Source organism: Roseibacterium elongatum DSM 19469, from assembly GCF_000590925.1.
In the GTDB taxonomy this organism is placed as follows: domain Bacteria; phylum Pseudomonadota; class Alphaproteobacteria; order Rhodobacterales; family Rhodobacteraceae; genus Roseibacterium; species Roseibacterium elongatum.
In genome coordinates this window covers 1,777,150-1,798,511 of the sequence record NZ_CP004372.1, presented here as the reverse complement: position 1 = coordinate 1,798,511, position 21,362 = coordinate 1,777,150, and the positions used below count along the sequence as shown (strand labels likewise).

General features: G+C 66.3%; 25 protein-coding genes and 1 pseudogene. 6 read left to right on the top strand and 20 right to left on the bottom strand.

The genetic code is table 11. The features are described 5' to 3' along the window. Window position 1: 1 nt before the first annotated feature. The 10 genes and pseudogenes from pal to ruvC all read right to left on the bottom strand — a co-directional run bounded on the left by pal (window position 2) and on the right by ruvC (window position 7,870). Window positions 2-526, bottom strand: coding sequence for a peptidoglycan-associated lipoprotein Pal (gene pal / locus ROSELON_RS08780; protein ID WP_025312039.1), 525 nt, complete (start codon window positions 524-526; stop codon window positions 2-4). A 76-nt stretch (window positions 527-602) separates the two neighbouring features. Beyond that, window positions 603-1,937: a Tol-Pal system beta propeller repeat protein TolB gene (gene tolB / locus ROSELON_RS08775; RefSeq protein ID WP_025312038.1), complete on the bottom strand. Its 1,335-nt coding sequence runs from the start codon at window positions 1,935-1,937 to the stop codon at window positions 603-605. A gap of 58 nt (window positions 1,938-1,995) precedes the next feature. Beyond that, the gene (locus ROSELON_RS08770; RefSeq protein ID WP_025312037.1) at window positions 1,996-3,120 is read right to left on the bottom strand and encodes a hypothetical protein; all 1,125 of its coding nucleotides are present in this window, start codon (window positions 3,118-3,120) and stop codon (window positions 1,996-1,998) included. Window positions 3,121-3,127: 7 nt separating this feature from the next. Next, window positions 3,128-3,604 (bottom strand): protein TolR, encoded by a 477-nt coding sequence (gene tolR / locus ROSELON_RS08765; RefSeq protein ID WP_025312036.1) that lies wholly within the window; start codon window positions 3,602-3,604, stop codon window positions 3,128-3,130. Next, window positions 3,604-4,296 carry a protein TolQ gene (gene tolQ, locus ROSELON_RS08760; RefSeq protein ID WP_025312035.1) on the bottom strand — a complete coding sequence of 231 codons (693 nt, stop codon included), beginning with the start codon at window positions 4,294-4,296 and terminating at the stop codon, window positions 3,604-3,606. The genes tolR and tolQ overlap by 1 nt, the downstream gene beginning before the upstream one ends. 112 nt (window positions 4,297-4,408) lie before the next feature. Further along, window positions 4,409-4,819 carry a tol-pal system-associated acyl-CoA thioesterase gene (gene ybgC / locus ROSELON_RS08755; RefSeq protein ID WP_025312034.1) on the bottom strand — a complete coding sequence of 137 codons (411 nt, stop codon included), beginning with the start codon at window positions 4,817-4,819 and terminating at the stop codon, window positions 4,409-4,411. Window positions 4,820-4,850: 31 nt separating this feature from the next. After that, complete coding sequence (locus tag ROSELON_RS08750; protein WP_038650333.1) at window positions 4,851-5,504, bottom strand: hypothetical protein; 654 nt, start codon at window positions 5,502-5,504, stop codon at window positions 4,851-4,853. Between the two features lie 118 nt (window positions 5,505-5,622). Continuing rightward, window positions 5,623-6,646 (bottom strand): annotated as a pseudogene (gene ruvB, locus ROSELON_RS08745) (Holliday junction branch migration DNA helicase RuvB). A 40-nt stretch (window positions 6,647-6,686) separates the two neighbouring features. Then, window positions 6,687-7,361: a Holliday junction branch migration protein RuvA gene (gene ruvA, locus ROSELON_RS08740; protein WP_025312032.1), complete on the bottom strand. Its 675-nt coding sequence runs from the start codon at window positions 7,359-7,361 to the stop codon at window positions 6,687-6,689. Continuing rightward, window positions 7,358-7,870 carry a crossover junction endodeoxyribonuclease RuvC gene (gene ruvC, locus ROSELON_RS08735; RefSeq protein WP_025312031.1) on the bottom strand — a complete coding sequence of 171 codons (513 nt, stop codon included), beginning with the start codon at window positions 7,868-7,870 and terminating at the stop codon, window positions 7,358-7,360. The genes ruvA and ruvC overlap by 4 nt, the downstream gene beginning before the upstream one ends. Before the next feature lie 360 nt (window positions 7,871-8,230). Here ruvC and ROSELON_RS08730 point away from each other — a divergent pair, with 360 nt between their 5' ends. Continuing rightward, window positions 8,231-8,431 (top strand): DUF1127 domain-containing protein, encoded by a 201-nt coding sequence (locus ROSELON_RS08730; protein WP_025312030.1) that lies wholly within the window; start codon window positions 8,231-8,233, stop codon window positions 8,429-8,431. Between the two features lie 109 nt (window positions 8,432-8,540). On the opposite strand, the gene ROSELON_RS08725 is transcribed toward ROSELON_RS08730, so the two are convergent. Beyond that, a complete protein-coding gene (locus tag ROSELON_RS08725) occupies window positions 8,541-8,825 on the bottom strand; it encodes a hypothetical protein (RefSeq protein WP_217520143.1) in 285 nt (94 codons plus the stop codon). A gap of 202 nt (window positions 8,826-9,027) precedes the next feature. After that, the gene (locus tag ROSELON_RS08720; RefSeq protein WP_025312028.1) at window positions 9,028-9,894 is read right to left on the bottom strand and encodes a 50S ribosomal protein L11 methyltransferase; all 867 of its coding nucleotides are present in this window, start codon (window positions 9,892-9,894) and stop codon (window positions 9,028-9,030) included. A gap of 231 nt (window positions 9,895-10,125) precedes the next feature. Here ROSELON_RS08720 and ROSELON_RS08715 point away from each other — a divergent pair, with 231 nt between their 5' ends. Continuing rightward, a complete protein-coding gene (locus ROSELON_RS08715; RefSeq protein ID WP_156945907.1) occupies window positions 10,126-10,524 on the top strand; it encodes a hypothetical protein in 399 nt (132 codons plus the stop codon). A gap of 21 nt (window positions 10,525-10,545) precedes the next feature. Here the strand turns inward: ROSELON_RS08715 and ROSELON_RS08710 are convergent, their stop codons facing one another. Beyond that, the gene (locus ROSELON_RS08710) at window positions 10,546-11,778 is read right to left on the bottom strand and encodes an MFS transporter (protein ID WP_198020739.1); all 1,233 of its coding nucleotides are present in this window, start codon (window positions 11,776-11,778) and stop codon (window positions 10,546-10,548) included. 188 nt (window positions 11,779-11,966) lie between these two features. On the opposite strand from ROSELON_RS08710, the gene ROSELON_RS08705 reads away from it, so the two are divergent. After that, the gene (locus ROSELON_RS08705) at window positions 11,967-14,039 is read left to right on the top strand and encodes a [FeFe] hydrogenase, group A (RefSeq protein ID WP_025312025.1); all 2,073 of its coding nucleotides are present in this window, start codon (window positions 11,967-11,969) and stop codon (window positions 14,037-14,039) included. A gap of 291 nt (window positions 14,040-14,330) precedes the next feature. Here the strand turns inward: ROSELON_RS08705 and rpsD are convergent, their stop codons facing one another. From rpsD to ROSELON_RS18420, 3 genes are all read right to left on the bottom strand, one after another. Beyond that, a complete protein-coding gene (gene rpsD, locus ROSELON_RS08700; RefSeq protein ID WP_025312024.1) occupies window positions 14,331-14,951 on the bottom strand; it encodes a 30S ribosomal protein S4 in 621 nt (206 codons plus the stop codon). Between the two features lie 211 nt (window positions 14,952-15,162). Then, window positions 15,163-16,221 (bottom strand): Hint domain-containing protein, encoded by a 1,059-nt coding sequence (locus ROSELON_RS08695; protein WP_217520141.1) that lies wholly within the window; start codon window positions 16,219-16,221, stop codon window positions 15,163-15,165. A gap of 143 nt (window positions 16,222-16,364) precedes the next feature. Next, window positions 16,365-16,661 carry a lipid A-modifier LpxR family protein gene (locus tag ROSELON_RS18420; protein ID WP_025312022.1) on the bottom strand — a complete coding sequence of 99 codons (297 nt, stop codon included), beginning with the start codon at window positions 16,659-16,661 and terminating at the stop codon, window positions 16,365-16,367. Here ROSELON_RS18420 and ROSELON_RS18720 point away from each other — a divergent pair. Further along, a complete protein-coding gene (locus ROSELON_RS18720) occupies window positions 16,639-17,616 on the top strand; it encodes a hypothetical protein (RefSeq protein ID WP_025312021.1) in 978 nt (325 codons plus the stop codon). The two genes, ROSELON_RS18420 and ROSELON_RS18720, sit on opposite strands and share 23 nt — an antisense overlap. A gap of 5 nt (window positions 17,617-17,621) precedes the next feature. On the opposite strand, the gene ROSELON_RS08685 is transcribed toward ROSELON_RS18720, so the two are convergent. Further along, on the bottom strand, window positions 17,622-18,521 hold the full coding sequence (locus ROSELON_RS08685; protein WP_025312020.1) for a hydrogen peroxide-inducible genes activator: 900 nt from the start codon (window positions 18,519-18,521) through the stop codon (window positions 17,622-17,624). A 109-nt stretch (window positions 18,522-18,630) separates the two neighbouring features. Between ROSELON_RS08685 and ROSELON_RS08680 the strand changes: the two genes are divergently transcribed. Both ROSELON_RS08680 and ROSELON_RS08675 read left to right on the top strand, forming a co-directional pair. Beyond that, complete coding sequence (locus ROSELON_RS08680) at window positions 18,631-19,275, top strand: peroxiredoxin (protein ID WP_025312019.1); 645 nt, start codon at window positions 18,631-18,633, stop codon at window positions 19,273-19,275. A 102-nt stretch (window positions 19,276-19,377) separates the two neighbouring features. Then, window positions 19,378-20,247 (top strand): MBL fold metallo-hydrolase, encoded by an 870-nt coding sequence (locus ROSELON_RS08675; protein ID WP_025312018.1) that lies wholly within the window; start codon window positions 19,378-19,380, stop codon window positions 20,245-20,247. Window positions 20,248-20,279: 32 nt separating this feature from the next. On the opposite strand, the gene ROSELON_RS08670 is transcribed toward ROSELON_RS08675, so the two are convergent. The 3 genes from ROSELON_RS08670 to ROSELON_RS08660 are packed head-to-tail and all read right to left on the bottom strand — an operon-like array spanning window position 20,280 to window position 21,314. Beyond that, complete coding sequence (locus tag ROSELON_RS08670; protein ID WP_051508383.1) at window positions 20,280-20,708, bottom strand: DoxX family protein; 429 nt, start codon at window positions 20,706-20,708, stop codon at window positions 20,280-20,282. Beyond that, window positions 20,705-20,974, bottom strand: coding sequence for a DksA/TraR family C4-type zinc finger protein (locus ROSELON_RS08665; protein ID WP_025312016.1), 270 nt, complete (start codon window positions 20,972-20,974; stop codon window positions 20,705-20,707). Before ROSELON_RS08665 ends, ROSELON_RS08670 begins: the two co-directional genes overlap by 4 nt. 40 nt (window positions 20,975-21,014) lie before the next feature. Further along, entirely contained in the window at window positions 21,015-21,314 is a 300-nt protein-coding gene (locus ROSELON_RS08660) for a DUF4389 domain-containing protein (protein ID WP_025312015.1), read from the bottom strand. Window positions 21,315-21,362 lie beyond the last annotated feature (48 nt).

The following is a 21,362-nucleotide window of genomic DNA, read 5'->3' as shown; positions in this document are numbered from 1 at the left end:
GTCAGACCCCAGGCCCGGCCGAAATGACCGTCACCGCGCGACGGTTCTGGCGATAGCAGGCTTCCTCGGAACAGATCTCGAGCGGGCGCTCCTTGCCATAGCTGATGGTGCGCAGCCGGGCATCCGGAATACCCTGCGACACCAGGTAGTCCCGCACCGCCGAGGCGCGGCGCGCCCCGAGGGCGAGGTTGTATTCCCGCGTGCCCTGCTCATCGGCGTGCCCCTCGATCAGGGCGTCGTATTCGGGGTTGTCGCGCAGCCAGCGCACCTGCGCATCCAGGGTGGCCCGCGCCGCCGCCGTCAGCGTGGACTGGTCCACCTCGAACAACACACGGTCACCGACGACGGTGTTGAAATAGGCCGGGCTGCGCGGGTCCGAGGCCGCGCCGGTGCCGCCGGCGCCGCCGCCGCGCAATTCGATGGCGTCATCTCCGCCAAGCCCGCCCTGCGAACAGGCGGCCAGCGACAGGGCGGCGGCCACCAGGGCGGTGCGCGCGGCGAAACGGGATGTCAGGATCGGGGTCATTTGGCTCGGGTCCTCGGGGTTCGTGTTTTGAGGAAAGGTATCACGGGGCGCGCGGCCCCGTCCATGATGGTGACGATCAGCGCAAGAGCGGCGACCACGCCGGGTCGGAGGCCATGCCGGGGGTCGCGACCCGTTGCAGGTTGCGCCCCGAAATATCGACGGAATAGACCGCCGGTGCGCCATTGGCCCCCGCCGTTTCGCGGGTGAACATGATGACACGCCCGTTCGGCGCCCATGTCGGGCCCTCGTCCAGAAAACTGGCGGTCAGCAGCCGTTCCTCGGCCCCGTCGATGCGCATCACGCCGATGTGAAAGCGCCCGCCCTCCTGCTTGGTGAAGGCGATGTAGTCGCCGCGCGGCGACCAGACGGGCGTGCCATAGCGCCCCGAGCCCTGGCTGATGCGGGTCGCCTCGCCGCCATTGGCGCTCATCACGTAGATCTGCTGCGTGCCCGAGCGGTCGGACTCGAACACGATCCGGCTGCCATCGGGCGAAAAGCTGGGCGCGGTTTCGATCGAGGGGGCGTTGGTCAACTGTCGGCGCGTGCCTGTGGCAAGGTCCAGCATGTAGATATCGGTGTTGCCCCCCTGTTCGAGCGAGAACACCACCTGCGTGCCATCGGGCGAGAACCGCGGCGAAAAGGTCATGTTGCCCGCCGGGATCGCCTCGAGCGGGCGGCGCGTGACGGTGGCCACGTCCATGATATAGACCTGCGGCGTGCCGCCTTCGTAGCTGGTATACAGGATGCGATCGCCCTGTGGCGAGAAACGCGGCGCAAGCACGAGGCTGCGGCTGTCGGTCAGGAACTGCACGTTCGCGCCATCGTAATCCATGATCGCCAGCCGCTTGAGGCGGGCATTTTTCGGACCCTCCTCGTGGATGAAGACCACGCGCGTGTCGAAATATCCCGTTTCGCCCGTGATGCGTTCATAGACCTGATCGGCGACGGTATGGGCCATGCGACGCCAGCTTTCGACACTGCCGGAAAACTGCAACCCCTCGCCCAGGGGCGCCTGCGAGAACACGTCGAACAGGCGGAAACGGACCACGATGGTGCCATCGCCCCGCGCCTCGACCGAGCCGGTGATCAGCGCCTGCGCGTTGATCGCCTGCCAATCGGCATACTGCACGGGCGACGCGAAATTGGTGACGGTCGAGATGTAGGCATCGGGCGGGATCTGCCGAAACAGGCCCGTGCCGCGCAAATCGGCGGCGATGACACGGGTGATATCGGCGGCCACATCGCCCGCCGCCCCGTTTTCGGCAATGAATTGCGGCAGCGCGAACGGCAGGGGTTCGATGACGCCCTCGGTGATTTCCAACCGCAGGGGGCCGTTCTGCGCGCTGGCCGACAGGGGCAGTGCCGCCAACAGCGCAACCGCGACAAGCGTCTTCAATACTCTGAACACAATGGACCTCCTGCCGCTGGGGCGGCGTCTGGACTGAGGATATGGCGATTCCCGCAACGGGTCATCTCAGGCGCATCCCCTCGGGGTTGAAAACCAGTTCGACCTGCTGCCAGCGGTCATAGCTTTCCTCGGGCAGGTCATAGCCGTTGGTGCCGCAGCGGATGATGGCGCGCCGGGCGGCCTCGTAGGCCTGTTGCGCGGCGGCCGACGAGCCGCCGGAAAACTCGATCAGGCGTATGCTGCCCGTTTCCGGGCGACCGTCGCGTGCCATGTCGAACCCGACGACGACGGTCGTGCCCAACGCCTCGGTCGAGAGCGCACCCACGTTCCAGCAGGCCTGCACGGCGATGCGGAAGCCGTCGCGCACCCCCTGGCTCAGCGGCGGCCCCGAGGGCGCGGCGGGCGGTGGCGCCTCGACGGCCTCGGCCACGGCGCTGGCGATGGCATCGGCCAGCGGGTCGTCGGCGGCGGGCGCGGTGTCCTCGGGGTCCGGCTCGGGCGTGGGCGCATCCGTGGCGACATCGACCGGCGCGGGGCGCGCGGGCCGGGCCGTGGGCCGCGGCGAGGCGGTCGGCGCAACGGGGCCGCCCGCGGGGTCTTCGGCCTCGGTCACGATCTCGGTTGTCGCCTCTTCGGGCGCGGTCTGGACCGCCTCGTCGGACGGGGCGGCGCTGATGTCGGGCGAGACGGGTTGATCCAGCACCTCGGGCGCGGTCTCGACACCGGGCTCGGGGGCCGGGGCGGGTACGGGGGCGACACGCGGGGCTTCGCGCGGGGTGGGCGTGTCGCTGGGGGGCAGGTCCGGAGCGCCGGACGGCACCGGCAGTGCGGCGACCTCGTCGGTCACCTCGGCCTGCGGCGCGGGTGGGACCGGCTCGGGCGCGGTCTCGGGTGCGGGGGCGGCGCTTTCCTCGGGCCGCGCACGGGGCGGCGGGGCCTGTTCGGGGGCCAGCGGTTCGGGGGCGGCGGCCTGGTCCTCGGCCTCGGGCTGGGCGATGGTTTCGATCGCCACCGGCGTGGGCACGGTGCCTTGCGTCAACGCCTCGAACTCGGCGGTGGACAACAGGGTCACGCCGGTCACCTGAAACTCGGTCTCAGGCGTGCTGCGCAGCAGGTTCCCCCCGATTGCGACCCATAGCAGGATCGCAACGTGGATCGCCGTCGAAGCATAGAGCGACCGGCGCATGGCCCCGTCACTCCCCGGACCCGTCGAGGCGCGGCCCGCCGGAATCCGTCACCAGCCCGATCTCGCGGAACCCGCCGGCGTTCAGCGCGCCCATGATCGTCATCACGCGCTCATAGGGGATCGACCCGTCGGCCCGCAGGAAAACGCGCGGGCTGTCGCGTTCCGACGCGATGGCCTGCAGGCGTGCCACCAGTTCCGACTGCGCCACCTCGGTGGTCTGTATCAGCACGGTGCCATCGGGGGCCAGCGTCACGGTCAGGGGTTCTTCATCCTCTGACGGCAGCGCCTCGGCCGAGGTGTCGGGCAGGTCGATGGGCACGCCCACGGTCATCAGCGGCGCCGAGACCATGAAGACGATCAACAGCACCAGCATCACGTCCACGAAGGGGGTGACGTTGATCTCGGACATGGGGCGGCTGGCCACGCGCCGCGCCCGCCCCCGCCGACGGCGCGGCCCTGCATTATGTCCGACAGACGCCCCCATCAGTCGAGCTGCCGCGACAGAAGGGTCGAAAACTCGTCGGCGAAGCCCTCGTAGGTCGCCACAAGCGCTTCGGCGTCATTCGACAGCTTGTTGTAGAGGATCACGGCCGGGATCGCGGCCAGCAGCCCAAGCCCCGTGGCCAGCAAGGCCTCGGCGATACCGGGCGCCACGACCGCGAGGGATGTGTTGCCGGAAATCGCGATTTCCTGAAACGACCGCATGATGCCCCAGACCGTGCCGAACAGGCCCACGAAGGGGGCCGTTGCGCCGGTGGTCGCCAGAAAGGTCAGGCCGCTGGTCAGCCGCTCCGCTTCGCGCGAGATGGCGACATCCATCGACCGGTCCACGCGCTGCTGCACGCCCGGGATCAACGCCCCGTCATCGCGCAGGGATCGCCGCCATTCGGTCATGCCGGCCACGAAGACGCGTTCGGACGCGCTGGCCGGCGCATCGGCCACCTGGTCGTAAAGCTCGTCCAGCGGTTCGCCCGACCAGAACGCGGCGTCGAAGGCCGCCGCATTGGCCCGCGCCCGGCGATACATCGCGATCTTCGAGAAGGTGATCGCCCACAGCCAGACCGACGCCGCGATCAAGGCGATCATCACAAGCTGCACGATAAAGGACGCGCGGAAAAACAGCGCGATCAGCGTGAAATCCGCCTCCTGCGCCAACGCGAGCGTTTCTGTTTCCATGATGGCTTAAATCTTCCTCTGCCCGGCCCCAAACGGTCTCGGACGCTGTTTTCAGCGCCTCATTAGGGCAACAGTTTACCAGTTTGTAAGGGGCTTGGCGAACACTTCTGCTTTATTCGCCGTCATCCGCCGCAATCGCGATGAGTTTTGCGCGAATATCCGCCGGAAGGCGCGTCGCCCGCCCCGCCGCGTTCAGCACCACGACCTTGGTGACGGCCTCCAGCAGCACCTCGTCGCCGCGCAACACACGCTGCGGCATGTCAAAACTGGCCCCCTTGAGCGGCCCCATGCGCGTCTCGACGCTCAACAGATCCTCGAAATGCGCCGGCCGCAGATAGTCGGCCTCGACCCGTCGGACGGCAAAGACCAACCCCTGCGCCTTCATCTCGACCTGGCTGATCCCGGCCGCGCGCACCATCTCGGACCGGCCGCGTTCAAGGAATTTCAGGTAGTTGGCGTAATAGACGATCCCGGCAAGGTCGGTGTCTTCGTAATACACGCGGATCGGGTGGCGATGGATCATGAGCTCGACATGCCCCCGATCCCGGCCCCGTTCAAGAGGGGCGCGGCAGTCTTGCGGCCAGTCGCAAGGCGTGGGGCGGATCGGTCGCAGCCACCGGCATGACCGGATCATAGGCCGCGCGGATCACATCGGCGATCTGCGGTTTCAGGACGGCGGGGCCGTCCTTTTGCACCACGGCCAGTGGCGACGTCCCGAGAAACGCCGTGTCGGACCACAGCAGGATCGTTTGCACCACCTGGCTGAGGGCGATGGTTTCGGCCGGGACCGCCGACATGGCCTCATCCATGCAGATGAAAACGAACGCGGCCTTGATGCCCCCGGCTTCATCGAACCGAAACGATCGGTACTGGTTCGCGTCCGCGTCTTGCAGGCGCGCCACGATACCGGGCAGATCGGGCAACAAGCGGTCGAGGTTGGGTGTTTCGACCAGTTCCGACCAGTCGCGGATGAAAAAGACCATCAGGTTCGCGCCCAATTCCGGGTCGGTCTCGGCCATCTTGTGCCCGGCCAAGGCGACGACGGCCTCGATCGCGCCTTTCAGAATCGAGACGGTCTGATCCTCGACGCCGAAGACGACGGGCACGATGGGCCGCCCCCAGCGGGCGAACAAATACTGGCCATCGGCGCGGGTGAACAGCGCCTCGATCTCGGGGGGCGACAGCGGGTCGAGTGTTGCATCGGTCATGGGCAACAGGGTCAATCGCGTCAGGCTTAAAGGGTCAAGAGGAGCCAGCGTTTTCGCTTGCGAAAACGCGGAAAACTCGAGTTTTCCGGACAGGATTTCTCGAGAAATCCTGCACCGCTCAGAACAGATCGCCCTGACCCGGCGGCTTGGGCGGGGCGAGACCCAGATGCGTCCACCCTTTGTGCGCCAGCATCCGGCCGCGCGGCGTGCGGGCAATCAGGCCCTGTTGCAACAGGAAGGGTTCGATCACCTCTTCCAGCGCGTCGCGCGGCTCGGCCAGGGCGGCGGCAACCGTTTCGATCCCCACCGGCCCGCCGCCGTAGTTTTCCGCAATCAGGCCAAGATATCGACGATCCGCCCCGTCCAGACCCAGCGTATCGACACCCAGCCGCGTCAAGGCGCGGTCGGCGATGGCGCGCGTCAGCCGCCCATCGCCCTCGACCAGCGCAAAAATCGATCACGCGGCGCAGCAGGCGCCCGGCGATGCGCGGGGTGCCGCGGGCCCGGCGCGCGATCTCGGCGGTGCCGGCCGGCTCGGACTCCAGCCCGGCGAGCCGCGCGCCACGCGCCACGATGTGATCCAGCTCGGCATGGGTGTAGAAATTCAGCCGCGTCGGGATGCCGAACCGGTCGCGCAGCGGCGTGGTCAGCAGCCCCAGCCTTGTCGTCGCCCCCACCAGCGTGAAGGGCTGCAATTCGATCCGCACGGTGCGCGCCGCCGGCCCCTCACCGATCACGAGGTCGAGTTCGAAATCTTCCAGCGCAGGATACAGCACCTCTTCGACCGCCGGGTTCAGGCGGTGGATCTCGTCGATGAACAGCACGTCGCGTGCCTCGAGATTGGTCAGGATCGCCGCCAGATCCCCCGCCTTGGCCAGCACCGGCCCCGATGTCATGCGGAAATTCACGCCCAACTCGCGCGCCATGATCTGCGCCAGCGTCGTCTTGCCCAGCCCCGGCGGGCCGTGGAACAGGACATGGTCCATCGCCTCGCCCCGCCGCCGCGCGCTTTCGATGAAGACGCGCAGGTTCGCGCGCGCCTCTTCCTGACCGATGAAGTCGTTCAGCGTCTGCGGGCGCAGGGCGCGGTCGGCATCCTCGGGCAGAGGGCCAGGACGCAGGGTGGGATCAGGCTCGGTCATGGGTGGGGGTTATGCCGCAAGTGGGGGTGTGTGGCCAGCATCACGCCTGGTCTCGCGGCGCCAGCAGGCGCAGGGCCGCGCGGATCAGGGCCGAGGTCTCGGCCGCCCCGTCATGGCCCGCGGCCTCGGCCACGGCGCGGGCCGCATCGGATGGCGCATAGCCAAGGTTCTGCAGCGCCGACAGCGCATCGGCCTGGGCACTGCTGGAGGGGGCCTGCGCCGGTGGGGATGGGGTGGCCACGGGATCGGGCGCGATCACCTGCGCTGGGGCATCGCCCATGGCCGCGCCCATGCTGCCGCCCATCGCCATCGTGGCCGGCGCCTTGTCCTTCAACTCGTTGACCACCCGTTGCGCCAGTTTCGGGCCGACGCCCGGCGCGGCCTTGACCGCCGCCGCATCGCCGAGGGTGATGGCCCGCGCGACCCCGTCGGCCCCCAACGTGCCCAGAATGGCCATCGACGCCTTGGCGCCCACCCCCTGAACCGAAACCAGCAGGCGGTGCCATTCGCGCTCATACGGGGTGACGAAGCCGAACAGCTGCAACAGATCCTCGCGCACCAGCAACTCGGTATAAAGCGCCACCGCCTCGCCCGGCCCCGGCAATGCGGCCAAGGTGCGGTCCGAACAATGCACCACATAGCCGACACCGCCGACATCGATCAGCACGTGATCACCCGCCTTGTAGTCAAGCCGCCCTGCCAGTTTGCCGATCATCGACGCCCCTCCGCCGCGGCCAACGCCGCCGACAAACGCCCGGCCGACTGTGCGTGAAAGGAATGGCACATCGCAATCGCCAGCGCATCCGCCGCATCGGGACCGGCCAGGGCCACACCGGGCATCTGCAGACGCACCATGTGCTGGATCTGGCGTTTGTCGGCATGCCCCACGCCGACCACGGCCTTCTTCACCGCGTTCGGGGCATATTCCGCCACCGACAGCCCGGCCTGCGCCGGCACCAGCATCGCGATGCCGCGCGCCTGCCCCAGTTTCAGCGTCGCCACGCCGTCGCGGTTCATGAAGGTCTGCTCGACCGCGGCGGCGGCAGGCCGGTGTGTGGCGAACACATCGCTGAGCTGCTGGTGCAGCGACAGCAGCCGTTGCGCCAGATCCGGTCCGGACGAGCGGCATTGCCCATTCGCAACATGCCTGATTCGCCCCTGATCGGCGTCGATGACGCCCCAACCGAGGCATGCCAGCCCCGGATCGATCCCGATGATGCGCATCTGCCGCCCGCCTGCCCCTGCTGCGTCGCCTTTTCCGCGACCTTTCCGCATCATTAGCACGAAAGGCGAACATTTGCCAAGCGATGCGCGTTTTCGACACCCCGCGATCCGGTTGCGACACGCGGCGTTTCCGGCGGTCGAAAATCGTCATTCGAAGGTTGAAAAACGACACGAGTCTAGGCGAATTTTTGCCATTTAATCCATTGGCTTAGGCGGAATTCGAGACATGCAGACCGCGCATGGAACCCATGCAAAAATCACGACTTGTGAGCGGGGTTTTCGGCAGCTAGTTGCGGAGTATTCGCACGGGCATCGTCTAGGTGCCCCAAACCGTGACTTCGACCGGAAAGGATGAGACCAATGGCCATCATCACCAACCGCCCCCTCGGCGCAGGGATCAGCGCCACGACCGTCCTTGCCGGGATGGTCGGCCGCATCGCCGCATGGAATGATGCACGCGTGACGCGCAAGGCGCTGTCGCAACTGACCGACCGCGAGCTGGACGATCTGGGCCTCGTGCGGGGCGACATCGACATGATCGCCGAGGGCCGGCACCGCTGACGCAGAACGCGCGGCAGGCGTGAACTGCCCGCCACCGATCCATCGACAGACAAGGCGCGCGGGCCAGGCCAGCGCGCCTTTCTTGTTGCCGGATGTCGGCCGGTATCGCTTAGGCGGCCGATCGCGCCAGAGCGTCAGTCACAAGACGCGACACCGCCTCGTACCCATCCACCACCCAAAGCGAGACAGCATCAGGCGCCAAGATCAGGCCGGCGACGCGCTCCAAATCGGACCCAGCCAGCAGCTGGGCCACGGCCGCGCCATATGCCTCCATGCCAATTGCCGACATCAGAAAGGCCTTTACGGCGACGATCAGCGCAAAGGCGAGCATCAGACCGCGCAAGGGAAAAGCGAAGCTGAAGCGTCGTTCCCGAGGTCTGTTGTAGGTGATCACACCATCGGGATGCATTACCACGCCCCGCGGCATCCTGCGGGCGCGACGGCGACGAAATAATCCTTTCGAGCGGGCACGCTCGATGCGCGCGACACGGTCTGCAAAAGTCGTTTCTTTATAAGCCATTAGGGCAACCTGACAATTCCAAGTCACCCCCACCGACGCTGTAGGTACCACAATTGCGGCTGAATTGCGACAAAATTTAAGCAATCAGGGTTAATGTCGTCCATTCGCCGATTTCCGACCGGGTCAGCACGCGCATGTTTTGCGCGGCGTAGGCGGCGATCACCTCGTCGGCCTGCTCGTTCAGAATGCCCGACAGGATCACATGCCCGCCAGGCGCGACATGGGCCGCCATGGCGGGGGCAAGGTCGATCAGCGGACCCTTTAGGATATTGGCAAAGACCAGATCGAAGGGCGCTTTCGCCGCGAGGTCGGGGTGATCGAAGCCGGCGGCCTCGACACAGCGGACGCGCCCCGCGACCCCGTTGGCCGCTGCATTGGCCAATGCGACCTCGACGGAAACAGGGTCGATATCGGAGGCGAGGACAGGGTTCGGAGAGGTCTTGGCCGCCGCAATGGCCAGCACAGCCGTGCCGCAGCCGATATCGACGGCATTTTCGGGCACGACCCCCTGCGAAAGCAGCGCGTCATATGCCTCGAGGCAGCCCTTTGTCGTGCCGTGATGCCCCGTGCCAAAGGCCATCGCCGCCTCGATCAACAGCGGTGTGGCCGTGGCCGGGACCGTGTCGGCGTCATGAGATCCGTGCAGATAGAACCGCCCCGCCGCGACCGGGTGCAACTCGCGGCGTACATGGGCGACCCAATCGGTTTCGGGCAGTTCAGAGACGGCAAAGGGCTGCGCGCCATGGGCCGCGGCCAGCAGCGCAAGGGCAACCTCATCGGGGCTTTCGGTGAAATACGCCCCGACCTCCCACAGGCCCGAGCCGTCCTCCAGTTCGAAGACCCCGACGCCGGTCGGCTCGGGCATGATATCTTCGAGCGCGAGGCCAAGCGCCTCGGCCTTGTCCTTTCCGGGAAGAGTGGTGAGCGCCGTGAAAGTGGGCATGGCGGGGCCTTTCCTGCGTATGTCACCCACCGCATAGCCTGCGCCGCCCCGTTAGGCCAGCCACGCGGTGCCCTCGGGCAACCATGCGCCGCGCTGCCGAGGATCGCGGCCCCGGGCCGTGTCGTGCCGGGCGCGTCTGTCGGGAACCCCGGAGGGTCGGAAAACCCGGCCTGCCCGCGCGCCCTCCGTTCGGGCTAGTATGGAATGACGGACGGCAGGAGGGACAAGGCCATGCTCAAGAGTCCAGTGGGCGTTTTCGCCGTCATCGGCGGGGCAATAAGTTTCGGCTTCCCGGATCAAAGGGGCGATAGCCGCACGGCGCGCGAATTCCTGGCCCTTGGCGGCTCCGGTCAGATCGCCGAGGCACGCGCGCTACTCCACCTCGGCACCGCCGACAGCCTGAGCGAGGACGCTATGCGCGCCATCTTCGACCCGCTTGCGGCCTTTTCGGAGGTCAGCTTCACCTCGGTCGCGTGGTCCATGTCGAACGGCGTGCGGCAAGGCCGGATCGAAGGCACCGGCACCATGGCGGACGGGTGCAGCAGCCGTTTGGCGTTCGAGATGCTGAACGGCGCGATCACGCATTTCTCGATCGCGCCCCTGTGCCAGCGGCAGCGGCGGTCTGTCTGATCTACTCGGCCGGGGCGGGGGCTACGGCGGGCCGACGAGCAACGTCTCGCGGCCCGGTTCGGGGTGGCGCGGCACCAACAGCGACAAGAGCAGCGACACCAGCGCCATGGCCGCCGCCAGCACGAAGACCGACACGGGCGAGGTCAGCCAGAGATACCCCAACCCCGCCGGCAGAAACACCGCCGCGATATGGTTGATGGTGAAGGCCACGGCGGCCGTGGGCGCGATATCGCCCGGCGCGGCGATTTTCTGGAAATAAGTCTTGATGGCCAGTGCCAGCGCGAAAAACAGGTGGTTCACCACGTAAAGCGCCCCGGCCATGACCGGCCCCCAGTCGAACCAGTAGAGCCCGGCATAGAGGATGAAAACCATCCCCAAGCCCGCATATTCGATGATCAGGGCCAGACGCTCGCCAAAGCGCGCGACCACCGCCCCCAACAGGGGCGCCGCCACCATGTTGGCCAAGAGCGTGCCCATGAACAGCGCGGTGATCTGGTGCACCTCGAACCCGTAGCGTTCGACCATCATGAAGCCCGCGAAGACGACGAAGATCTGCCGCCGCGCGCCGGACATGAATTGCAGCGCGTAATACAGCCAGTAGCGCTTGCGCAGGACCATCTTCTTGGTCTGCGGATTGGGGCTTTCGAATTGCGGGTAGGCGAGGAAACAGAACAGCGCGATGGCCGCCGTGGTGCCGCCCGCGACCCAGTAGACCAGATCGTAGCTGAGGTCATAGGCCCGCCAAGTCAGCACGATTAGCGCATAGGCCACCAGTGTCGCCCCCGACCCGATCGACAGCAACCACCCCAAGGTCTGCGGCGCCTTTTTCTTGTCGATCCATTGCAGCTGCAGCGACTGGTTCACCGTCTCGTAATAGTGAAACCCGATCGAACTGAGCAGGGTCACGAACAAAAGCCCGCCAAGCGACGGGAATTGCGCCGTCATCGCCGTGGCGATGCCCAACAGCATCAGGGAGATCAGCCCCAGCACCTGTTCGCGGATGAAGAGGATCAGCAAGATCACACCGATGGCCAGGAAGCCCGGGATCTCGCGCACCGTGTGCAGCCACCCGATGTCCGACCCGTCGAACCCCGCCATTTCGATGACGAAATTGTTCAAAAGCGCCGACCAGGTCGCAAAGGCGATGGGCATGGCAAAGGCCATGACCGCCAGCAGGGCCACGGGCCGCCGCCAGATCGGCAGCGCCTCCGCCTCGGACAGGGACAGGGTTTTCAGGGTATCACCAAGTGCCATCCCCGTGCAGATACGCCGAAACGCATCGCCTGACGAGGGGTATGTCTGTGCGCTGACGCAGAGAGGGATGGCCTTTTGGGGCCATCGCGCCATGCACCATGCGACCGACGCTGGGCAACAGGGGGGCCGACGCCCTGTTGCGGCGGTGAAATTCTGGTATGACTGCCCCCGTGAGGAGGTGACGCCGAATGATCACGCTTTCGGTGAACGGGCGGCAGGTGGACTGTGCAGAAGGCAGCAGCCTTCTGGACGCTGCGCGGGCGGCGGGCGTGCATGTGCCGACCCTGTGTCACTACCCCGGCCTTCCGGCCAAGGCCGTCTGCCGCATGTGCCTTGTCGAGATCGACGGCGCCGACCGCCCGCAGCCGGCCTGCAGAACCCTGGCGCGGGATGGTGATGTCGTGACCACCGACTCCAATGCATTGCAGGCCTTTCGCCTGGCCGATGCGCAATGGCTCTTGGCGCGCCACCCGAATGACTGCATGCGCTGCGAAGTGAACGGGGCGTGTCAGCTTCAGCGGCTTGTCAGCGAAAACCAATGGGACGAGTTCTGGCCCAAGGTCCCCGCGGGTCCGGCGGATGGCCCCGATACCATGGCGTCGGACCATACCTCGCCCAGCATCTGGCGCGATCTGTCCAAATGCATCGAATGCGGGCTCTGCGCCGAGGTGTGCGGTGACGCGGTGCAGGACCAGAACGTGATCGGCTTCGCGCAACGCGGATTTGACCGGCACCCCGTCACCGTGTTCGACCAGCCGCTGGGTCGAACCAAGTGCATTTCCTGCGGGCAATGTACCCTTGTCTGCCCGGTCGGGGCCCTGATCGAAGCGCCGCATTGGCACGAGGTTTTGCGCACGCTCGATGGCCATCGCCGTGTCTCGGTCGTGCAGGTGGCGCCGGCCACCCGCGTGGCCATCAGCGAAGAGTTCGGCCTTGCCCCGGGAACGGTCAGCACCGGCCGCCTGATCAATGCGCTGCGCGCGCTCGGCTTCGATTTTGTGTTCGACACCAATTTCGCCGCCGATCTGACGATCATGGAGGAAGGCTCGGAACTGCTTGCGCGCATTCGCGGCGGAAAGGACCTGCCGCTGTTCACCTCCTGCTGCCCGGGCTGGGTGAACTGGGTCGAACTGAACCGCCCCGATCTGCTGCCGCATCTGAGCACGACCAAATCCCCCCAGCAAATGCACGGGGCCATCGCCAAGCGCGGCATGTTCGCCCGGGCGCTCGGGGGGGATTTCGCCTCGGGCACCGCGGAACCCTATGTCGTCAGCGTCATGCCCTGCACGGCGAAAAAGGACGAGGCCCAACGCCCCGGCATGTCGGGCGACGTGGATCACGTGCTGACGACACGGGAGTTGGCAAGGATGATCCGAACGCGCGGGATCGCCTTCGGCGCATTGCCCGAGGATGGCGCGTTCGACAGCCCGCTGGGCGAAAGCACCGGCGCGGCGCAGATCTTTGGCGCATCGGGCGGCGTGATGGAGGCAATGGTGCGCACCGCGACCCATCTGCAGGGCGCGGACGAGTCCCTGCCATTGGAGTGGGAAGCGTTACGGGGCGTGCGCAGGGGCGTGAAAACGGCCACCATTCCCGGTGTCGGCACGGTGGCCGTCTGCAACGGCATCGCTGCGGCGCAACGGCTATTGGAGGAAGACACCTGGCGCGACGAGTTCGTCGCCATCGAGGTCATGGCCTGTGTCGGCGGCTGCCTGGGCGGTGGTGGAGAGCCGAAGTCGCTGGACCCGCACATCCTCGAAAAACGCGCGAGGTCGATCTACGCGGTCGACGCGCAAGCGCCGCGTCGCCGGTCGCACGAGAACACCGACGTCCAGACCCTCTATGCGACCGAGCTTGGCGCGCCGAACTCTCCGGCGGCACATCAGCTACTCCATACCCGCTATGCGGCCCGTCAGAGCCCGCGTGCCCTGCTGATGCAGTTTCTCGATTGCGTCGACCGACGCGACGGGCCGGCGGCGGCCCGCCTGTTCCATCCGGACGCCGTCTGGTCCACCGCCTCGCCCTTCGGTGAGATCGTGGGCGCCGAGGCGATCGAGGCGTTCATCGCCTCCGTGCTGCCGCCGCGCGGCTATGGCGCCCAATTCGCGCGCCATGTGATGGAGTCCGCCGCCGACCCCGAGGACCTGACCGTTCTGGCCCCGGATGGCAGCCGCTGCCGCTTTGAGGTCGAAACCTGCCCTTCGGATGATCCACAAAAGCCAAACCCGGCAATCAAGCGCCTGACACGTCACGTTCTATGAGGCCAAGGCGCGGGTTGGGGATGGCTGGATGATCACCCGCGCCACCCGAGCATGTCGTAGGCAAGGGGCCCAGCCGGGCGGCCAGTCTTTCGATGATGGTCATCCGCGCGCCTTGCAAGGCCACGGGGTGCGCGCATGTCACTTGGGGCACATGAGCGTCGACCGGTCTCACTTTCGGCCTGCGCGGGGGTTATCGGCACCAAGCAAAAAGCGCCGCCCCCCAAGGCCATCCACCACACGAAAAAGGCCGCCCGGGCGGGCGGCCTTTTGTCATTCGGATTGGCGCGAACCTTAGTTCTGCGCGTAGTATTCGATGACCAGGTTCGGCTCCATATGGACCGGGTAGGGCACATCGGCCAGGCCGGGGGTGCGCACGAAGCTTGCGGTCATCTTGGAATGGTCGACGTCGAGATAGTCGGGCACGTCACGCTCGGGCAGTTGGCTGGCTTCGAGGACCAGCGCCATCTGCTTGGACTTTTCGCGCACCTCGATCACGTCGCCTTCCTGCACGCGGTAGGAGGGGATGTTGACGCGCTTGCCGTTCACCAGAACATGGCCGTGGTTCACGAACTGGCGTGCGGCGAAAACGGTCGGCACGAATTTGGCACGGTAGACGACGGCGTCGAGGCGACGCTCGAGCAGGCCGATCAGCTGTTCACCGGTGTCGCCGCGCAGGCGCTCGGCCTCGGCGTAGATGCGGCGGAACTGCTTTTCGGTCAGATCGCCGTAGTAGCCCTTGAGTTTCTGCTTGGCGCGCAGCTGCAGGCCGAAATCCGACATCTTGCCCTTGCGGCGCTGGCCGTGCTGGCCGGGGCCGTATTCGCGGCGGTTGACCGGCGACTTGGCGCGGCCCCAGATGTTTTCGCCCATGCGGCGGTCGATCTTGTACTTGGCAGAGGTGCGTTTGGTCACCGTCTGATCTCCTTCGATAGGGGCCCCGGATGGGGCGCAAGTGAAGGGCGTTGTCCTTTGGACTTATCCGGACGGGGTCCGGGGCCCGACAGGCTTCCCCTCGCGGGGGCCGCCAACACCAAATGAAGACCCCGGCCTGAACGACCGGGGTTGAGGCGCGCTTTTACACCTTGGTGTGCAGGTGTCAATGGCCGGGGCGTCCGGCCGTCGCCTAGGCCGCCGTGCGTACGGCGCCGGGGCGCATGCGGGCGCCCTCCAGCAGGATCGCCGCCTCGGCCTGGGTCAGCGCGCGGCGCGCTGGCGCGCCATAGGCGTGGGGGTCGGCCTCCAGCTCGGGGCGCATGTCCAGCAGGCAGTCGCGCTGCAACCGGCTCAGGTGATCGAGCCCCATGAAACCGGGATGAAAGGTCTCGACCTCGAGGCCGTTGGCCCAGACGACCTGATGACGGTCGAGCATGAGGTGAATGTAATAGGTTTCCCGCAGCGAATGATCGACGGTCACCCGCGTATCGCCCACAAGGTCCGCGGCCCGCACAAGCACCTCGGGCTCGCCCCACAGATCGCGCGAGGCCGCCCCCCCCACCAGAATCCGGTGTTCCGGGCTGACCACCAGATCGGCGTCGGGCCGGTCCACGCCCAAGGCCCCGGCCCGCAGACGGATAGGGCGCTGGTCAGGCATGGCGAAAAGGCGGGCGCCCGACATGCGGCGGTTCCCGCTCCAGATTACCTCTTGCGGGCCGTCGTCACGGGTCAGGATGCGGTCGCCCGGCCCCAGATCCTCGATGGCGGCCTCGCCCTGCTCGGTGCGCAGACGGGTGCCGGGCGTGAAACAGATGACCGATGCCGCCGCCTGACGGTCCTGCGGCACGAACCGCTCGGACCGGGCGATGATGGTGTGGTCGCGGCCGGGGGCGGGCAGGCCATCGGGAAACATCAGGATCGGCGTGGCGCCATCCTCGACCGGAACGGGAACGGCCGTGAAAAAGCCGGCGCCGTCAGAGACGATGAACCCGCCCGACAAAAGCGGATCCTCGGGGTCGTCGGAAAGGTCGGCGGGGCTGCGCGCAGGGTGCTGGAGGAGTTTCCTCACCACCCGCGCCGCACGCGCACGGAGCTCTTCGTGATCCCGGCTGGCGGAGAGCATGAGGGCGGCGCCGTCGCCTTCCAGTGGCAGGGCGCGGCCGTGCCAGCGCCATGTCATCCCCTCGGCCAGTTCTTGATTTGGTTCTGCCGGTAATCCTTCGATCCAGGTTTGCGCCCATGCCAACATGAACGCGCCCCGCAAGCCCGTGCCCATTGCCCCGCCTCATAGGTTCTGTTCTTCGCCGGTTGTCCGGCGTTATGCGGGGCAACCTAGCATGTGCGAATCAGCCTGTGAAGCCGCTGATTCGCATCGGCGCCGGCGTTTCGGGTTTAGAACCGGATGTCGATGGACAGCGTTCCCACGACCTGGCCCGCCGGCTGGGCCTCGAATTCCTCGGACAGGTAGGTGACGCCGTAGAAGAAATTGCTGTCGCCGATCCCGTAGTTCACGCCGGCCCGCAGACGATGGCGGACCTCTTCCAGGGGCGCGCCACGGTCCTCGGGCAGAAAGACCGAGTCGCTGATGTATGCCATGTCGCCCCCGAACAGAAAGGACCAACCGCCCAGGGTTTCGGCCGAGTTGAGCCCCGCGATCCGCTGGCCGGTGACCTCGTCGCGCAGGCGCACGCCCCCCTGCCCCCAGATTGCCGAAGGTCAGGTCGACCCCTGCGCGGGCCAGGGTCTCGACCCCCGCCTGAACGGCGACGAAGGGGCGCAAGGCGAACCGATCGAATTCGAAATTGCGCGACACTTCGAGACGGCCGTGCAGATAGACCCCGTCATCGATCTCGAACGCGTCGATATCGACCGGGTTGTTGCCGAAAAACTCGTGCACATGGCTATGCAATCGCATCAGCCCCGTCTGCTGACCGACCATGACCACATCCGCCCCCGCGGCGATGTCAAAGCCCTGCCATCCGAAATGGGTGGCCGCACCCAGCCACCAGCTCGAGGCATAGGGCCTGTCGCCAGGCATGGGGGCCGCCAGGTTGTCAGGGGCAATCACCTGTCCGCGCAGACGATATTCCATCAGCTCGAAGGGGCGATCCGGCAGGGCGTCCCGCCACGGGTCGCCGTGCAGCAGCGAAACGGCGAAACTGCCCGTCTGCCAGCGATCGTAGCGGTCACCCACCGGGATGCCGTACCAGTCATTGTCGAAAATGCGCACCACACCCAGGATGCGCCGGCCCTCGTCAGGGTCGAGTGGCTGCGCCGTCACCGCAGGATCGACCTGCGGCGCCTCGGTCGAAAAGCCGTCGGCCTGTGCCGCGCCCGCCGCCACCACAAACGTGACCGCATAGAAGAAGGGGGCCGCCCAGGGGCCTTGTCCTGCCATCACCATGCCTCGTGTTTCTTTTATTCTTTCCGCGCTTGGTGGCGGATGATTGTGGCAAAAATAGTGCTGCACGGGTCCACAAGGCAAGAAAAGTCACCACTGCCGCCGCTGCCCCCCCTGTGCGCTGTGGGGTTTTCGTCACCCTTTTCCGTGTCCACCATGCCGCGACAACAGGGTCGCGCACAGAAGACGCGAGGCGAAAGCAACGACCTCGTCGGCGATCTGACCCATCCTCCAGCCGCATGACCGGGTCACCGGCCGCCCGGGTCCATCTGGTGCCGGGTCTGGGTCAGGATGCGCCCGATCCGGCGGAACACGTCCTTGCGCGCGCTCGTCTTGCGCCAGGCCAGAACGACCTGCCTCGGGCACGCCTCGGGCAGGGGCGTCAAGGTCACCGCCCCGCCCGCCGCCACGCCCGCGTCAACGGCAAGGTTCGGCAACAGGGTGATGCCCAACCCCTCGGACACCATGGCGATCAGGGTCGTCAGGCTGGTGGCAGAAAAGCTTTCGTCCCGTTCCAGATGCCGGTCGGGAAAGGCCTGCAGCGCGTGGCGTTGCAGGCAGTGACCCTTTTCCAGCAGCATCACCTGCCCGCCAAGGCCAAGCGCCTCGGGGCCCGAAGCGGCCATCGGGCCGGGCGGCGTGGCCAGTTGATAGCCATCTTCGAACAAGGCCATGTGATCGAGCGATCCGATCTCGAAGGGCAGCGCGATCAGGATCACGTCAAGCCGCCCCTCGCCCAACCCGGCGATCAGGCTGTCGGTGATTTCCTCGCGCAAGTAGATCTTGAGCTTTGGAAACGCCCCGCGCAACGCCGGCAGGGCGGGCGGGATCAGGTAGGGCCCGATCGTGGGGATCGCCCCCAGCCGTAACGCCCCCTCATCGGGGCGCAGATGCGCCTCGGCCAGCTTGTCGATCTCCTCGGCCTCCAGCAGCAGGCGCCGCCCGCGGGCCGCGATCTCTTCGCCCAGGGGGGTCAGCATCACGCTACGCCGCGTCCGTTCGACCAGTTGCACGCCCAGGCGCGCCTCCATCTCCTTGATCCCGGCGCTCAGCGTCGGCTGGGTCACGAAACACGCCTCGGCCGCACGGGAAAAATTCAGATGATCGGCCACGGCGGTGAGAAACCTAAGCTGGCGCAGCGTCACCATGTTATATCGCCTTTTTCTATATCTGATAGCTTTTTAATTGATTTCACCTCTCATTCGCCAGCCACTATCTCTGCCTCATCGCAACGCACCAACCCCGACGGAGACAGAGATGACCGATCAGATCCAGCCCACCGGCCCCCGCCTGAACGAAACCGCCCCGGCCTTTGACGCGCCGACCACCCACGGCCAGAAACGCCTCGAGGATTACCGCGGCAAATGGCTGATCCTGTTCTCGCACCCGGCCGATTTCACGCCCGTTTGCACCACCGAGTTCATCGCATTCGCGCGCAAACAGGATGAGTTCACCGCGCTGAACACCGAGCTTTTGGGCCTGTCCATCGACAGCCATTACAGCCACATCGCCTGGATGCTGAACATCAAGGAGAAGTTCGGCGTCGAGATCAAATTCCCGATCATCGCCGATCTGAACATGGCCGTGGCCCAGGCCTATGGCATGATCCAGCCCGGCGCGTCCGATACCGCCGCCGTCCGCGCCACCTTCATCATCGACCCCGAAGGCGTGCTGCGCGCCATGGTCTACTACCCGATGAACGCCGGCCGCTCTGTCGATGAAATCCACCGCCTGCTGGTCGCGCTGCAAACCGCCGATGAAAACGCCTGCGCCATGCCCGAAAACTGGAAACCCGGCGACGAGGTGATCGTGCCCACCCCCAAAACCCCCGAAGAGGCCGCCGCGCGCGCCGGCGAAGGCTACAACACGGTCGATTGGTATTTCTCGACCCGCGCGCTCTGACCGCAAGCGCCCCCTTCACGACCCCGTGAATGGGGCGAACCAAAGCACGGCCCGTGCATTAGCTTTGCAAAAGATTGACCAAGACAAGGAAAGGGACATCCCATGCCGAACCCGATCGTCAAACCCTTCTGGGACGAACCCACGGGCAGCTGGCAATACGTCTTTCACGACCCCCAGACCATGAAAGGCGCCATCGTGGACCCGGTCCTCGATTACGACGCCAAGGCCGGCGCGACCCAGACCACGAATGCCGAAAGGATCCTGTCTTATGTGCAGGACACCGGGATCGAGATCGAGTGGATCCTCGACACCCACCCCCATGCCGACCATTTTTCGGCCGGGCCGTGGCTGAAGGAGAAACTTGGCGGGAAGACCGCCATCGGCGAGAACGTCGTGGGCGTGCAAAAGCTGTGGCAGGAGATCTACAACCTGCCCGCCGATTTCCCCACCGATGGCTCGCAATGGGATCACCTCTGGGCCGATGGCGACAGGTTCAAGGTCGGCACGATCGACGTGCGCGTGATCTTTTCGCCCGGTCACACGCTGGCTTCGATCACCTATGTCGCCGGGGATGCGGCCTTCGTGCATGACACGCTGATGATGCCCGACAGCGGCACCTCGCGCGCCGATTTCCCCGGCGGCTCGTCCAGGGACCTGTACGAAACGATCCAGAAGATCCTGTCGCTGCCCGACGAGACACGCCTGTTCATCGGCCATGACTATGCCGATGGCCGCGAGGCGCAGTGCGAGGCGACCGTCGCCCGGCACAAGGCCGAGAACATCCACCTGCGCGACGCCCCCTCCGAGGCGGAGTATAGCAAGGTCCGCGATGCGCGCGATCAGACCCTGCCGTTGCCCAAGCTGATGCTGGCCGCCTTGCAGGTGAACATCCGTGGCGGGCGCCTGCCCGCGCCCGAGGGCAACGGGCGATCCTACCTCAAGGTGCCGATGAACTATTTCGAACCTCGATAGGGCGTGACTCGACGCAGCACCAAAGCCCGGCCTTAGCGGTCGGGCTTTGGCCGCCATGGCCACAGCCGCGCCTGCCACGCCACGTATCGCCCCGGCCCGCTGGCCGCCAAGATCAACAGCCCCCCGGCAATCGACCAGTTCTTGACCATGATCGTTACCTGCCACGGGTCGGCGCGCAGCTGCCAATGAAAGAAACTGGTGAACAGGCAATAGCCGGCCAGCACAAGGGCCCAGGCCCGCACCCATGGGCCCAGCACCAGCGCCACTGCCGCGACCAAGTTGAACACCGCCACCGGCCAGACCAGCCAGGTCGACAGCCCGATGCCCATCAGCATGCCCTGCACCTGCGTCGGGTCCAGCAGCTTTTGACCCGTGCCGCCAAGAAACAGCACGGCGATCAGCACGCGGCCGGCAAGGTTCAGGGCGTCCGACACGGGCGATTGTGACAGCGGCGCGCTCATTTCAACTGGCTGTCTTTCGAGCCACGCCGATTGATCCCGCCACGCGCCTCCGTCCGTCCGTCGCGTGCGCTTGCGCAGTCGATGCACAGCTTGACGCCAGGAATCGCGCGCCGGCGCGCCTCGGGGATCTCTTCCTCGCACTCGACGCAGCACATGGCGCTTTCACCTTGCGGCTGCGCGCGCGCCTTCATCCGCGCCAACTCGTCCTCGATCGAGGCTTCGATCTGTTCCGATACCGCGCCATCGCGCGCCCATCCGCCTGCCATGGCAAACCCCTTGTGACTGGTAAGGCCCAACCCGCCTGGGTCAGTCGAGTTCCGTCCACGGCCAAGGCTTCACATCCGAGGCCGCCGACTGGTAGCGCGCGGCCTTGGCCATCCAGATGCCAAGATCGGTGCCGAAATCGGCCAGACGCGCGTTCTTTTCGCCGTTATTGACCAGCATTATGATGAATTGCACCACGGTCAGCACCGTCAACACGGTCTGCGAGATCGACAGCATGAAGGCGATCAGCAGCATATAGATCAACCGCATCCCCATGCCGTCCTTGTCGGCATCCGGCTGGTCGCCATGAATGCGCCCTTCGATCTTGTCCTCGTCCGCCACGACCACAGCTCCCCTGACATACGGCACGGCGCGTATGGTGATCCTATT